Below are 14,070 nucleotides of genomic sequence, written 5' to 3'. Positions count from 1 at the left end.
GGGCTCTGGCCGTAGTCTGAATTTTTATGGTTAGCGGATCATTAATGCTTCTCGGGCACATTCCGCCGGCGAACCGCTGAGGGGTTCGGCCTTGGTTTTCGGGGTGGGAACGGGATGGCTGACGGGACTGTTGGAACACGCGGCGGACGCGGTTCCCGAAAAGGGGCTGTGAGCGGCGAGGATATGTCCGTCGGGATTTCGCCCCAAGCGCTGCGCGAGCTGGTCGAGGCCGGCGCCGACTGGGTCTGGGAGACCGACGCCGAGCTGCGCTTTTCCTGGCTTTCGGAGAACTACCAGGCCGCCACCGGCATCGATCCCGCCAGCATTCTTGGCCGTTTCCGCTTCGATTTCCTCAAGCAGATGGTGCACGGCAATCGACACGCCGCCGCGCATCTGGAGGATCTGCAGGCGCATCGGCCGTTTCGCGACTTTGTTTATGAGTTGAAGGGCGGCCGTCCCGCCTGCCGCTGGGTTTCGATCACCGGTTCCCCGCGGTTCGACGGCGAAGGCGAATTCATCGGCTATCGCGGCATCGGCCGCAACGTCACGGCACTGGCCGGTGCGCTGGACGAACTGCGGCAGGACGAGAGCGATCCCCCGGCCGGGGAGGCCACGCAGCACCTCGCCGATCTCGAGCGGACGATGGATGCCATGCATATGGGCGTCGTGCTGCTTGACGAAAAGCTCGGCACACTCATCGTCAACAAGGCCTATCGCGAGCTCTCCAGGATTCCCGATGGCGCCGTCACTGTCGGCGCGCCGTTCAGTCTGTTGATGGAACTCAACCGCCGCAACGGCATCTACGGCGATCTCGATGAACAGCAGTGGCAGCACTACCTAGCCACCCGCATCGAGGAGATCAGCGCCGGCTCGGTTGCGCCACGCGAATTTCTCCATGCCAACGGCAGGACGATGATGTTCTCGGTGACGGCATTGTCCGGCGGCAAGCGGCTGTTGACCTACTACGACGTCTCCGAGCTCAAGCGTCGCGACGCAGAGATCGAGAGTGCCAACGCCAAAATCACGGAGACCTTCGCCAATCTTCGCACGATGGTCGACCAGATGCCGATCGGCGTGCTCGTCCTTGATGCGGACATGCGGGCGGAGGTGATCAACCGCGCCTTCTATGATTTCTGGGAAATCGATCCCCGACGCGCCAGGATCGGCTGCGGCTTCCGCGAACTGATGCAGGCCAGCCGCGATATGGACCCGTACGGTGCTGACGATGCGGAATGGCAGGACCACATCGCCGAGCGCGAAGCAGAAATCTCGGCCGGCCTGGTGGGCTCCAGGCAACTGCCACGCAATGACGGCCGTACGCTGATTGCATCGCTCGCGCCGCTCGCCGGCGGCAAAAGGCTGATCTCCTATGTCGACGTCACCAACATGAAGGATCGCGAGGCTGAACTCGCCCATGCGCTGGAGAAATCGCGGCTGGCCGAGGCGGTGATCAACGGCGTCAAGGACCCGATCTTCGTCAAGGACGACAATCTGCGTTTCGTCTTCGTCAATGAGGCGTTTTCGGCACTGTTCGGACAGAGCCCGCAAGCGATGCTGGGCAGGCCCGGCGGCGACTTCCTCAAGCAAAAGGACGCCGCGCAGTTCGAAGACAGCGAACGCGCCGTGCTGGCGACCGGCACGCCCTACGAGGTCGAGGAGACTTTCGACGCCGAGGGCGCCAGCCGCTCGCGCATCGTGCGCAAGAACCGCGTCGGCATGCCCAGCGGCCGCAACTATGTCGCCGGTTTCCTGTTCGACATCTCCGACATGAAGCGCCGCGAGACCGAAGCCGAGGACGCCCGCAAGAACCTCACCACGGTGCTGGAGTCGCTGCCGGCGGCCGTCATCATCTATGACCGCGACGACAAGTTCGTCTTTGCAAACCGCAAGCTGCAGGACACGCTGCCGGAGCTGAAACCGGCATGGCAGCCTGGCCGCAGCTTCCGCGCGGCCCTGGAACTTGGACATTCGGTCGGCTATTTCCGATCGAGCGGCGATCCAGAAATCGACAGGCTCTATGAAGGCGACCCCGATGTCTGGCTCAATGCCATCCTCGCCCGCTATCGCCTGCCCAACTCGTCCTATGAGCGCCTCAATGCGGACGGCCGCTGGTATCAGGTCTACGATATGCGCACCGAGGACGGCACCTTTATCGGCGTGCGCGTCGACATCTCGGAGATCAAGAGCCGCGAAAAGGCGCTGCAGGAAAGCATGCGCCAGATCGACCTGTTCCGCCACGTCATGGACGAACTGCCGGTCGCCGCCTTCATCAAGGCGCAGGATCTGAGCATGGAATTCGTCAACAAGGCCTGGTGCGCGCTGACCGGCATCCCCAAGGAGGAGGTCATCGGCCGAACCGATCTCCAGCTTTTCGGCATCGACGACGCCGAAACCTACACCCATGACGACACCCAGGTCGTCGTCACCGGCCGCGGCCGCGAGATCGAGGAGCCCGTTACCCATCGCGACGGCACGGTGCGGCAATTGATGACGCGCAAGAGCCGGCTGGTGGCGCTCGATGGGTCGGTGCACCTGGTCGGGTCCAGCACCGACATCACCGACGTCAAGGCGCGCGAGCAGGCGCTGGAAGAGAGCATGCGCGAGAACGAGGTGTTCCGCAATCTCATCGACAACGTGCCGGTGTCGATCTACGCCAAGCGCTCCGACCTCAGGCAGTTCTACGTCAACAAGGGCTGGTGCGACCTCACCGGCTTCCGCAGGGAAGACGCGATCGGCAAGACGGACATCGAGATTTTCGGCGAGGACGGCGAAGCCTTCGTCAACAGCGATCTCGCCGTGCTGCGCACAGGCGATACACAGGAGATCGAGGAAACGGTGACGCTTGCCGACGGCAGCGTGCGCCACCAGTTCGCCCGCAAGGGCGCGATGATCGCGTCCGATGGTTCGCTCTATCTGATTGGGTCGACCACCGACATCACCGAACTGAAACTGCGCGAGGCCGAACTGCGCGAGGCGCGGCAGCGCGCCGTGTTGGCCGACCGCGCCAAGTCGGAATTCCTGGCCAATATGAGCCACGAAATCCGCACGCCGATGAACGGCGTACTCGGCATGGCCGAGTTGCTGGCCAAATCCGACCTCGATCCCAAGCAGAAGACGTTCACCGATATCATCGTCAAGTCGGGTAACGCGCTCTTGACCATCATCAACGACATACTGGACTTCTCCAAGATCGATGCCGGACAGCTGGTGCTCGACCCTGCGCCCTTCAACCTGCCCGAAGCGATCGAGGATGTGGCGACGCTGATATCGACGCGCGCCAAGGAGAAGGACCTCGAGCTCATCGTGCGCGTCGAGCCGGGCCTGGAAAGCCTGTTCGTCGGCGATGTCGGTCGCATCAGGCAGATCGTCACCAATCTGGTCGGCAACGCGGTGAAGTTTACCGACGAAGGCCACGTGCTGGTCGACGTGACCGGACAAAGGGGGCCGACGGGGACAAAACTTACCGTTTCGGTCACCGACACCGGCATAGGCATTCCACACGAGAAACTGAAGCTCGTCTTCGAAAAATTCAGTCAGGCCGACACCTCGTCGACGAGACGCCACGAAGGCACAGGGCTCGGGCTCGCCATCACCTCGCGGCTGGTCGAGTTGATGGGCGGCGAGATCGGTGTCGAGAGCGCCGAAGGCAAGGGCTCGACCTTCTGGTTCACCGTGACATTGCCCAGGGCCGAGGAACGGACCGGACGGCGGATCATGCCGGTCGACGTGACCGGCTCACGGGTGCTGATCGTCGACGACAATGCCGTCAACCGATCGATCCTGAGCGAGCAGATGGCGTCATGGACCTTCGATTCCTGCGCCGCCGAAAGCGGACCCGAAGGGCTCAAGGTGCTGGTCGCCGCGGCTGCCTACGGCGTGCCGGTCGACTGCGTCGTGCTCGATTATCAGATGCCGGGGATGAGCGGCGCCGAAATGGCGCGCGTCGTGCGCAGCACCGCAGGGCTGGCCGACACGCCGATCATCATGCTGACTTCGGTCGACCAGTCGCTCGCCAACACCAGCTATCGCGATCTCGGCATCGACGCCCAGCTGATCAAGCCGGCGCGTTCCTCGGTGCTTCTGGAAACGCTGGTCGCTACCATCCAGCGCCACCATCACAATATCACGGGGAGCCGCGTGCTCCCGGCGGCAAGCAGCGGGTCCGGCAACGACAGGAACGGACCGTCACCGGCAAAGCCGCCGCTCGCTGCATCGGAACGCGCCTTGCTGCAACCGCCGCCGGTTCGCGCCCGCGCCCGGGCCGCCGGGGATGAAAGCCGGCTCGACATCCTCGTTGCCGAGGACAATGAGGTGAACCAGATGGTGTTCACCCAGATAATCGGCGAGACCGGCTATAGTTTCGAAATTGTCGGCAACGGCCGCAAGGCGCTCGACGCCTTCGGCAGGCTCAATCCGCGTATGATCCTGATGGACGTCTCGATGCCGGAGATGAATGGGCTCGAGGCCACCGCCGCAATTCGCCGGCTTGAAGAACATACGGGTATGCATATCCCGATCGTCGGCGTCACCGCGCATGCTTTGAAGGGCGACCGTGAGCGCTGCCTGGAAGCCGGCATGGATGACTATTTGCCCAAGCCGATCAGCCCCAGGGCGCTGCTCGAAAAGGTCGAGCGCTGGGTCGGAATACCACGCCACCCCCACCGAGACGCTGTATAGCGACCTGGGGCGCGGGCGGGTATGCGGCCGCGCCGCAACAGCCAAGGATATGGTGCGATCGCACCATATCAAAGCTGGCGCCCAGTCAGGACAATGGTCGCAACGAAACCGCTCATTCAGTTACGGGCGGGAGCAAGCGACCGCCGACAAGAAACAGCGTCGAATCTACCCCAACGGACCTGTTTTTGGCGATGGCTCGGCCAAGATTCGCCCTGGCCACGGGCAACGCGCTCCCGTCCGGTTTTTTCTTTCTCGGCATCGCGGCCTGCGGTGTGCCGGGACTTGATGCCAGCACGGATCGCGCAAGCGTCTGATTCCAGCGGCAACTTCCATTCCCACAAACCGGCTTAAAGGGGGCGGCCCACAAGACGTCTGTGCGACGTTACCGGGCTGACACGAAACTGTCATGCGACTGTAATAATCGAAGGCTATTGGCCTCAGCGGGCGCCGGTTTGAAGAGGGCGCCAAGAGACCATCTTCCGAACAGGAGCAGGCCACATGAAGAAATTCCTCGTTACGGCATCGGCCGTGGCGGTAGCGTTCGCCGCATCGTCCGGTGTCGCCGCTGCGCGTGACCAGATCCAGGTCGCCGGTTCGTCGACCGTGCTGCCTTACGCCAAGATCGTCGCCGAGCAGTTCGGCGAAACCTTCACCAACTTCAAGACCCCGGTGGTCGAGTCCGGCGGCAGCGGCGCCGGCATCAAGGAGTTCTGCAAGGGCGTCGGCGAAGACACGATCGACATCGCCAACTCCTCGCGCCCGATCAAGAAGGACGAGCTGAAGTCCTGCGCCGACGCCGGCGTCAAGGACGTCCAGGAAGTCCGCATCGGCTATGACGGCATCGTCTTTGCCACCGACATCAAGGGTCCGGACTGGGCGCTGGTTCCCGCCGACATCTACAAGGCGCTCGCCGCCAAGCTGGTGGTCGACGGCAAGCTGGTCGACAACCCGAACACCAAGTGGAACCAGGTGAATCCGAAGCTGCCCGACTGGGATATCGCCGCCTATATCCCGGGTGAGAAGCACGGCACCCGTGAAGTGTTCGAGACCAAGCTGCTCGACGCCGGCTGCGACAAGGCCGCTTTGAAGGCTGCCGGCATCGCCGACGACAAGGAAATCGGCAAGACCTGCATCGCCATCCGCAAGGACGGCAAGGCTGTCGACATCGATGGCGACTACACCGAGACGCTGGCCCGCATCGACTCCAACAAGACCGGCGTTGGCGTGTTCGGCCTCGCCTTCTACGAGAACAATGCCGACAAGCTGAAGGTCGCCACCGTGGAAGGCATCGTGCCTTCGACGCAGACCATCGCCGATGGCACGTACCCCGTGTCGCGGCCGTTGTTCTTCTACGTCAAGAAGGCGCATCTGGGCGTCGTTCCCGGCCTCAAGGAATATGTCGAGTTCTTCCTTGATGACCAGATGATCGGCCCGGAAAGCCCGCTCGCCCAGTACGGCCTGGTTTCCGCTCCCGACGCCGAACGTCAGGGCCAGCGCGACGCCTTCGCCGCCGGAAAGACAATGTAATCGACCGACCGGATCAGGGCGCGGACCAAATCCGCGCCCTGATTTCGCCGCTTGCCGCAACGGCGGCGGCGATCTGAATTTTCCCTGGAGTGGGTGATGTCGTCCTTGCTCGTACTCGCCATAGTCATTGCCATAGGCGTGGTCGCTTTTGTGGTCGGCCGCCAGCGCGCAGCGGCGCAGGATACCGGCAAGGTCAAGCCGCATTCGCGCGCGCATTATCATGGCTGGTGGGCCTTTCTGCTCGCGGTCCTGCCTGCCGTCCTTTTGCTCGCCGTCTGGGATATCGGCTCTTCCTTCTATCTCGACCGGCATATCCATGCCGCTTTGCCCGAGCGCACCGCCGACACAAAGGTCGCCAGCGAAGCGCTCGACGCCAGCCTGGTGAAGAGCCTGGCCAAGGGCCTGCGTCGGCTCGATGGCGATACCGCACTTCCCGCTACTTTCGCCGAATTGCAGCCGCTGCTCGCCGCCAAGGGCGTGGCACTGGCCAGCGACACCCAGGACTATATGATCCCGATCGCGGTCGAGGCGAACCAGGTCCAGGACCGGCTCGGCCTGTTCGGCGCCGTGCTGACCTTCGCTCTGTCGATCGCCGGCGCCTTCTATGCGCTGAGGCAGATCGCGCCGCGCGCCAGGGCGCGCAACAATGTCGAGAAGTTGATGCTGTGGGGGCTGCTTGCGGCCTCGACCATCGCCATCCTGACCACGGTCGGCATCGTGCTGTCGATGCTGTTCCAGACGATCACCTTCTTCGAAAGCGTATCGCCGATGAGCTTCTTCTTCGGCACGGTGTGGGATCCGCGTTTCGCCGCCGCCGGTTCCGGCGGCAGCCAGGGTCAGTTCGGCCTGATCCCGCTACTCGCCGGCACGCTCTACATCGCCGCCGTCGCGCTTCTGGTCGCAGTGCCGGTCGGGCTGATGTCGGCGGTCTACATGTCCGAATACGCCTCGCGCAGCGTCCGGTCGGTGGTCAAGCCCGCGCTTGAACTGCTGGCCGGCATCCCGACCATCGTCTACGGCATCTTCGCCGTGGTCACGCTCGGACCGTTCTTGCGCGACCTGTCGGCGGCACTCACCGGCGGCTCGCCCTTCATCCAGGGCCAGAGCATCTTCACCGCCGGCCTGGTGATGGGCGTCATGCTGATCCCGGTCGTGTCCTCTTTGTCCGACGACATCATCACCGCGGTGCCGCGCGCAATGCGTGACGGCTCGCTCGGCCTCGGCGCCACGCGCTCCGAGACGATCAAGCGGGTGATCCTGCCGGCGGCACTGCCCGGCATCGTCGGCGCCATCCTGTTGACGGCGTCGCGCGCCATCGGCGAGACGATGATCGTCGTGCTGGCGGCGGGCGTCGCCGCCAATCTGACGGCCAATCCGTTCGAGGCGATGACGACCATCACCGTCAAGATCGTCAACCAGCTGACCGGCGATCTCGAGTTCAACTCGCCGCAGACGCTGGTCGCCTTCGCGCTCGGCCTGACGCTGTTCGCGCTGACGCTGGTGATGAACATCGTCGCCCTCTACATTGTGCGCAAGTACCGGGAGCAGTACGAATGACCGACATCCCCCTGGACACGATGGCGGGTGCCGTCGCGCGTCCGCGCCGCGACATCGGGCTGAAGGCGCGCTATGCCGCCGAACGCCGGTTCCGCATCTATGGCGTGATTGCGATCTCGGTGGGCCTGGCGTTCCTGGCCATCATGTTGATCACCATCGTCTCGAAAGGCTACACCGCCTTCTGGCAGACGACGGTGACGCTTCCGATCACCTTCGATGAGAAGGTCATCGACCCCTCGAACAAGCGTGCCACAGACCCGAATGTGCTGATCAAGGCGAACTATCCCAAGCTCGCCGAAAACGCGCTGGTGGCCAAGCTCGGCATCGATCCGGCCAACAAGCCGATGATGCTGAAGCTCAAGGGCTTCCTGTCGGAAGGCGCCCGCGTCCAGCTGCGCGACATCGTCTCCGCCGATCCGTCGGTGATCGGCACGACGCGTGACGTCGACATCCTGGCCGCCGCCAATCTCGACTCGGCCTTCAAGGGCCAGATCGACCTCGGCGTCGATGAAGCGCGCCGCAAGGTGTCCAACCAGCAGATCGACTGGATGAACAAGCTCAAAGCCGAAGGCGCGATGGCCGAGCATTTCAACACCGGCCTGTTCAGCTATGGCGCCTCCAGCCGGCCCGAGACGTCGGGCATGGGCGTGGCCATCATCGGTTCGTTCTACATGATGGTGATCGTGCTGTTGCTGGCGCTGCCGATCGGCGTCGCCGCCTCCATCTATCTGGAGGAGTTCGCCAAGAAGAACCGCTTTACGGACCTGATCGAAGTCAACATCAACAATCTCGCGGCGGTGCCGTCGATCGTCTTCGGTCTGCTTGGCCTTGCCGTGTTCATCAACTTCCTCGGCATGCCGCGCTCGGCTTCCTTCGTCGGCGGCCTGGTGCTGACCTTGATGACATTGCCGACCATAATCATCGCCACGCGCGCCGCCCTTGCCGCGGTGCCGCCGTCGATCCGCTCGGCGGCCCTAGGTCTCGGCGCCTCCAAGATGCAGATGGTGTTCCATCACATCCTGCCGCTTGCCGCCCCAGGCATCCTTACCGGCACCATCATCGGCCTGGCGCGTGCGCTCGGCGAGACAGCACCGCTGCTCTTGATCGGCATGGTCGCTTTCGTCGCCGATTATCCGACGACGCCTTTCGATCCGGCGACCGCGCTGCCGGTTCAGATCTATATGTGGGCAAACGAGGCTGAGCGCGCTTTTGTCGAGCGCATGTCCGGCGCCATCATCATCCTGCTCGTCTTCCTCATGGCCATGAACATCACCGCGATCGTGCTCCGGCGCCGGTTCGAGCGGCGCTGGTAGAAAAAAGGCAATTTGGTATGAACATCATGACCGAACAGTCCCTTGAGAATGCAGTGGGCGACAAAATGAACGCCAAGTCGAACGAAGTGATCAAGATGCGCGGCGACAAGGTCGGCGTGTTCTATGGCGAGAAGCAGGCGTTGTTCGACGTCAATCTCGACGTCCGCCAGAACCAGGTGACGGCGCTGATCGGCCCCTCCGGCTGCGGCAAGTCGACCTTCTTGCGCTGCCTCAACCGCATGAACGACACCATCGATTCGGCGCGGGTGACCGGCAAGATCACGCTCGATGAAGACGACATCTACGACAAGAACATCGATGTCGTCGAACTGCGCGCACGCGTCGGCATGGTGTTCCAGAAACCCAACCCGTTCCCGAAGTCCATCTACGAGAACGTCGCCTACGGCCCGCGCATCCATGGGCTGGCCAAGCGCAAGTCCGACATGGACCAGATCGTCGAGCAGAGCCTGAAGAAGGCGGCGATCTGGAACGAGGTCAAGGACCGCCTGCAGGAGCCCGGCACCGGCCTGTCCGGCGGCCAGCAGCAGCGCCTGTGCATCGCGCGCGCCATCGCCGTGTCGCCGGAGGTGATCCTGATGGACGAGCCCTGCTCGGCGCTCGATCCGATCGCCACCGCCCGTGTCGAGGAGCTGATAGACGAGCTGCGCCAGAACTACACGATCGTCATCGTCACCCATTCGATGCAGCAGGCGGCGCGCGTGTCGCAGCGCACGGCGATGTTCCATCTCGGCTATCTCGTCGAGGAGGGCGCCACCGACAAGATGTTCACCAACCCCGACGACAAGCGCACCCAGGACTACATTACCGGCCGCTTCGGCTGAGCCGTCCGGCGGGTGAATTTTCAGGCACGAGGACCAAGATCATGGGTGAACATACCGTCGCCTCCTTCGATGAAGAGCTCGGGCAGATCAGCAAGCTGATCCGCGACATGGGCGATCTGGCAGGCTCGATGGTCAGCGGCTCGACCAGGGCGCTGCTCAATTCGGACAATGCGCTGGCACAGCGTGTCGTTTCCGACGACGCCATCATGGATGCGCGCCAGCGCGAACTGGACGACCGCGCCATCACGCTGATCGCCAAGCGTCAGCCGATGGCCAACGATCTGCGTGCCGTGGTCGGCTCGATCCGCATGGCGGGCGACCTCGAGCGCATCGGCGACCTCGCCAAGAACATCGCCAAACGCGTCGGCACCGTGGGCTTGAGCGTCACGCCGCGCGACCTCTCGCACTCCATCGACGCCATGGCGCAGCTGGTGCTGATCCAGGTGCAAGGCGTCGTCGAGGAATATGCCGCCACCGATGCGGCAGCGCTTGCAAAACTCAGGAATGACGACGAGCGCATCGACGTCAAATACACGTCCGTGTTTCGTGAGCTCTTGACCTACATGATGGAAGACCCTCGCAACATCACCGCCTGCACGCATCTCTTGTTCTGCGCCAAGAATCTTGAGCGCATCGGCGATCATGTCACCAACATCGCCGAAAATGCGTATTATGTGCTGACCGGCCAGCAACTGCCCGCCAATCGTCCGAAGCAGGACGAGACGGCGATGGCCATGCCGGCCTGATGAGGGTGAACTGCCGATGATCGCGCCACGCATCATGGTCGTGGAGGACGAGGAGCCGCTAGGCGTGCTCCTCCGCTACAACCTCGAATCCGAAGGCTATCACGTCGAGGTGGTGACACGCGGCGACGAGGCCGAGATCCGCCTGCAGGAAAACGTGCCCGATCTCCTGGTGCTCGACTGGATGGTGCCCGCTGTTTCCGGCATCGAGCTCTGCCGGCGCCTTAGAGTGCGGCCCGAAACCGAGCGGCTGCCGATCATCATGCTGACCGCGCGCGGTGAGGAAAGCGATCGCGTGCGCGGCCTGTCCACCGGCGCCGACGACTATCTGGTCAAGCCATTCTCGACGCCGGAGTTCATGGCGCGCGTGAGGGCGCTGCTGCGCCGGGCCAAGCCGGAAGTGCTGTCCAGCGTGCTCAAGGTCGGCGACATCGTGCTCGACCGCGAGTCGCACCGTGTCTACCGCAAGAAGAGCGAGATCAGGCTCGGACCGACCGAGTTCCGGCTGCTCGAATTCATGATGCGCCATCCCGGCCGCGTGTTCTCGCGCAGCCAACTGCTCGACAATGTCTGGGGCGAGACGATCTATATCGACGAGCGAACCGTCGACGTCCATGTCGGGCGCTTACGCAAAGCGGTCAACAACGGCCGCATGCCGGATGTCATCCGTACCATTCGCGGCGCCGGCTACGCGATCAGGGAAGACTAGGATGCTGCGCGTCGCGCCGTTGCCGGCCATTCAGGCGACATGCTTGCCGGATTTGGCCTGAATGCCCGGCGCGAAAATCTCCTGATCGACGAAGCCGAGCGCGCGCATGGCACAGCCTTCGCGGATCAGCGGCAGCTCGTTGGGCTCGGTGTCGAAGGAGATCGATTTCGAGTGCTGGCCGCCGGCGGTCTGGGCGATCGCTTCGCGCAATGCCGGTTCGATCAAGTCGAAGGCGGCGGCGCTGACGCCTACCATGGCGACGGGTGCCGGATCGATCAGCGCAAACAGGCTGCCGAGGCCGAAGCCGAGCGCCTCGCCGGCCTTGCGATAGGCTTCGCGCTCCGGGCCGTCGGTTTCGCGGGCGCGCGCGGCGAGTGCGCGCATATCAGCGTCGCCGATATCGACCGGCTCGGCATCCTCGCCCATCATTTTGGCGCTGCGCCAGATGGCGTAGTTTCCGGCATAGGCCTCGACGCAGCCGCGCCGCCCGCAGCGGCAGAGCGCGCCGCCCGGACGGTGGATCATGTGGCCGAACTCGCCGCCCGAGGAATGGGTGCCGGTGAAAAGTTCGCCTTTCAGCACCAGTCCCATGCCGATGCCGTGCGATAAGAGGATGGCGATAAAATTGTCGCGGTAGCGCTCGGGCTGGCGCCATTGCAGCGCCACCGCCATCATATTGCAGTCGTTCTCCATGGTGGCCGGAATGCCGAATTCCGCTTCCAACATGTCGGCGAAGGCAATGTCGGTCAGTGGCGTGATTGGCGACCACAGCATGGCCCGCGCCTGCGAATCGGTGATGCCCTGGATGCCCATGGCAATGCGGGCGATGCTCTGGACGTCCAGGTCCGGGTCCTCGAGACGCCGCCGGACGATTGCTACGCATTCGCCGATCAGTTCGTCGCGCGGCATGGTCAGCGTGTCGAGCCGGCGCTGTTCTTCCGCGACCACCTGGCCGGCATAGTCGATGACGGTGACGGAGAGGAAGTTCAGCGACAGCACCACGGTCATCACCGCCGCCGCTTCCGGATTGAGGCCAAGGCCGACCTGCGGCCGGCCGCGTTTCAGCGAGCCGGTCTCGCCAGGCTTGCCTTCAATCAGGATGCCTTCTTGAATCAGATCAGACGAGATTGCCGATATGGTCGAATGGCTGAGGCCGGTGGTCGCCGCAATCTCGGTCCGCGACGGCTGGCCGGCCCGGCGCACGGCCGAAATCACCATCGCGCGGTTGCGACGGCGCAGATCGTCGTGGCGGATTCCAACCGACATTTGTTTCCTCCCGGCCTCCTCGCGCCTCATGATAGTGAAGGCGTTCGACGGCACCAGCCAAATATTGGCAGACGCCGGCAGCCCTGTCATTGTTTATTGCGGAGCTCGAAAAAATTCGGCAAGGCCATCAGAAACCATGTTGACAGCGCTTTATCATTGAACCAGTGTTTTTTCGAGGCTCGAAAAAATGGAGCCTCTGTGTGCAGGCCTTCGGGCCAGTTTTGTCGCGCCGCGCGCGGGGCAGGGAGGGTTTATCATGAACAGATTTGCAGCCGCCATGCTGGCGGGCGCCGCCATGTCGCTGACGCTGGTCTCGGTCGCGCAGGCGAAGGACAAGGTCATCGGCGTCTCCTGGTCGAACTTCCAGGAAGAGCGCTGGAAGACGGACGAGGCGGCGATGAAGACGGCGATCGAAGCCGCCGGCGACAAGTACATTTCCGCCGACGCGCAGTCCAATCCCGGCAAGCAGCTGACCGACGTCGAAAGCCTGATCTCGCAAGGCGCCAACGCGCTGATCGTCCTGGCGCAGGACGCGTCGGCCATCGGCCCGGCGGTGCAGAAGGCGCTGGACGAAGGCATTCCGGTCGTCGGCTATGACCGCCTGATCGAGAACAAGGACGTCTTCTACCTGACCTTCGACAACAAAGAAGTCGGCCGCATGCAGGCCCGCGAAGTGTTCAAGGCGAAGCCCGAGGGCAACTATGTCTTTATCAAGGGCTCTGGCTCGGATCCGAATGCCGATTTCCTGTTCTCGGGCTCGATGGAAGTGCTCAAGGAAGCCATCGACTCGGGCAAGATCAAGAATGTCGGCGAGGCCTATACCGATGGCTGGCTGCCGGCCAATGCCCAGAAGAACATGGAACAGTTCCTGACCGCCAATGACAACAAGGTCGATGCCGTGGTTGCGGCCAATGACGGCACAGCCGGCGGCGTTGTCGCCGCGCTGACGGCGCAGGGCCTTGCCGGAACGGTTCCGGTCTCGGGCCAGGACGGCGACCATGCCGCTCTGAACCGCATCGCGCTCGGCACGCAGACGGTGTCGGTGTGGAAGGACGCGCGCGAACTCGGCAAGAACGCCGCCGAGATCGCCTCGCAGCTTGCCGATGGCAAGAAGACGGGCGACATTGCCGGCGCCAAGGACTTCACCACGCCTGGCGGCAACACCGTCAAGTCGCTGTTCCTGACCCCCGTCGCGATCACCAAGGACAACCTCAACGTCGTCATCGACGCCGGCTGGATCAAGAAGGACGAAGTCTGCACGGGCGTCGCCGCCGGCAGCGTCGCGGCTTGCAACTGATCTCGACGACTTGAAGAAATGAGGCGCCGCGCCGGGAGAACCCCCGGCGTTTTAATAGCAAGAATTTTTTTTTTAGCCCCCCGCGGGCAACAGCAAGTTGGGTGTGGCGCCCCCGCCCCCCCCCCGCACCCCCCAGGGG

The 14,070-nt window shown here is 63.4% G+C and carries 9 protein-coding genes; 8 read left to right on the top strand and 1 reads right to left on the bottom strand.

Annotation, left to right across the window (positions count from 1 at the left end):
* Nucleotides 1-183: 183 nt before the first annotated feature.
* The 7 genes from NKH35_RS22240 to phoB all read left to right on the top strand — a co-directional run bounded on the left by NKH35_RS22240 (nucleotide 184) and on the right by phoB (nucleotide 11,368).
* On the top strand, nucleotides 184-4,677 hold the full coding sequence (locus NKH35_RS22240) for a PAS domain-containing hybrid sensor histidine kinase/response regulator (RefSeq protein WP_352916404.1): 4,494 nt from the start codon (nucleotides 184-186) through the stop codon (nucleotides 4,675-4,677).
* A gap of 498 nt (nucleotides 4,678-5,175) precedes the next feature.
* Nucleotides 5,176-6,204 carry a substrate-binding domain-containing protein gene (locus tag NKH35_RS22235; RefSeq protein ID WP_023670113.1) on the top strand — a complete coding sequence of 343 codons (1,029 nt, stop codon included), beginning with the start codon at nucleotides 5,176-5,178 and terminating at the stop codon, nucleotides 6,202-6,204.
* 96 nt (nucleotides 6,205-6,300) lie between these two features.
* Nucleotides 6,301-7,761: a phosphate ABC transporter permease subunit PstC gene (pstC, locus tag NKH35_RS22230; protein ID WP_023693679.1), complete on the top strand. Its 1,461-nt coding sequence runs from the start codon at nucleotides 6,301-6,303 to the stop codon at nucleotides 7,759-7,761.
* Entirely contained in the window at nucleotides 7,758-9,074 is a 1,317-nt protein-coding gene (gene pstA, locus NKH35_RS22225; protein ID WP_352522075.1) for a phosphate ABC transporter permease PstA, read from the top strand. The genes pstC and pstA overlap by 4 nt, the downstream gene beginning before the upstream one ends.
* Before the next feature lie 17 nt (nucleotides 9,075-9,091).
* A complete protein-coding gene (gene pstB, locus NKH35_RS22220) occupies nucleotides 9,092-9,916 on the top strand; it encodes a phosphate ABC transporter ATP-binding protein PstB (RefSeq protein WP_023670110.1) in 825 nt (274 codons plus the stop codon).
* Between the two features lie 41 nt (nucleotides 9,917-9,957).
* Nucleotides 9,958-10,662, top strand: a complete 705-nt coding sequence (gene phoU / locus NKH35_RS22215; protein WP_352462178.1) for a phosphate signaling complex protein PhoU — start codon at nucleotides 9,958-9,960, stop codon at nucleotides 10,660-10,662.
* A gap of 16 nt (nucleotides 10,663-10,678) precedes the next feature.
* A complete protein-coding gene (phoB, locus tag NKH35_RS22210) occupies nucleotides 10,679-11,368 on the top strand; it encodes a phosphate regulon transcriptional regulator PhoB (RefSeq protein WP_352522076.1) in 690 nt (229 codons plus the stop codon).
* Nucleotides 11,369-11,398: 30 nt separating this feature from the next.
* Here the strand turns inward: phoB and NKH35_RS22205 are convergent, their stop codons facing one another.
* Nucleotides 11,399-12,634: an ROK family protein gene (locus NKH35_RS22205; protein WP_352522077.1), complete on the bottom strand. Its 1,236-nt coding sequence runs from the start codon at nucleotides 12,632-12,634 to the stop codon at nucleotides 11,399-11,401.
* Between the two features lie 256 nt (nucleotides 12,635-12,890).
* Here NKH35_RS22205 and xylF point away from each other — a divergent pair, with 256 nt between their 5' ends.
* A complete protein-coding gene (xylF, locus tag NKH35_RS22200) occupies nucleotides 12,891-13,931 on the top strand; it encodes a D-xylose ABC transporter substrate-binding protein (RefSeq protein ID WP_023822587.1) in 1,041 nt (346 codons plus the stop codon).
* Nucleotides 13,932-14,070: the final 139 nt, after the last annotated feature.

Source organism: Mesorhizobium sp. M1143, assembly GCF_040318435.1.
In the GTDB taxonomy this organism is placed as follows: Bacteria; Pseudomonadota; Alphaproteobacteria; order Rhizobiales; family Rhizobiaceae; genus Mesorhizobium.
This window is presented reverse-complemented; position numbering and strand designations above follow the sequence as displayed.

What these genes read in the sequence shown, in the direction of transcription:
- NKH35_RS22240 (WP_352916404.1), top strand. Translation starts at nt 184, where the DNA reads ATGTCCGTCGGGATTTCGCCCCAAGCGCTGCGCGAGCTGGTCGAGGCC.
- NKH35_RS22235 (WP_023670113.1), top strand. Translation starts at nt 5,176, where the DNA reads ATGAAGAAATTCCTCGTTACGGCATCGGCCGTGGCGGTAGCGTTCGCC.
- pstC (WP_023693679.1), top strand. Translation starts at nt 6,301, where the DNA reads ATGTCGTCCTTGCTCGTACTCGCCATAGTCATTGCCATAGGCGTGGTC.
- pstA (WP_352522075.1), top strand. Translation starts at nt 7,758, where the DNA reads ATGACCGACATCCCCCTGGACACGATGGCGGGTGCCGTCGCGCGTCCG.
- pstB (WP_023670110.1), top strand. Translation starts at nt 9,092, where the DNA reads ATGAACATCATGACCGAACAGTCCCTTGAGAATGCAGTGGGCGACAAA.
- phoU (WP_352462178.1), top strand. Translation starts at nt 9,958, where the DNA reads ATGGGTGAACATACCGTCGCCTCCTTCGATGAAGAGCTCGGGCAGATC.
- phoB (WP_352522076.1), top strand. Translation starts at nt 10,679, where the DNA reads ATGATCGCGCCACGCATCATGGTCGTGGAGGACGAGGAGCCGCTAGGC.
- NKH35_RS22205 (WP_352522077.1), bottom strand. Translation starts at nt 12,634, where the DNA reads ATGTCGGTTGGAATCCGCCACGACGATCTGCGCCGTCGCAACCGCGCG.
- xylF (WP_023822587.1), top strand. Translation starts at nt 12,891, where the DNA reads ATGAACAGATTTGCAGCCGCCATGCTGGCGGGCGCCGCCATGTCGCTG.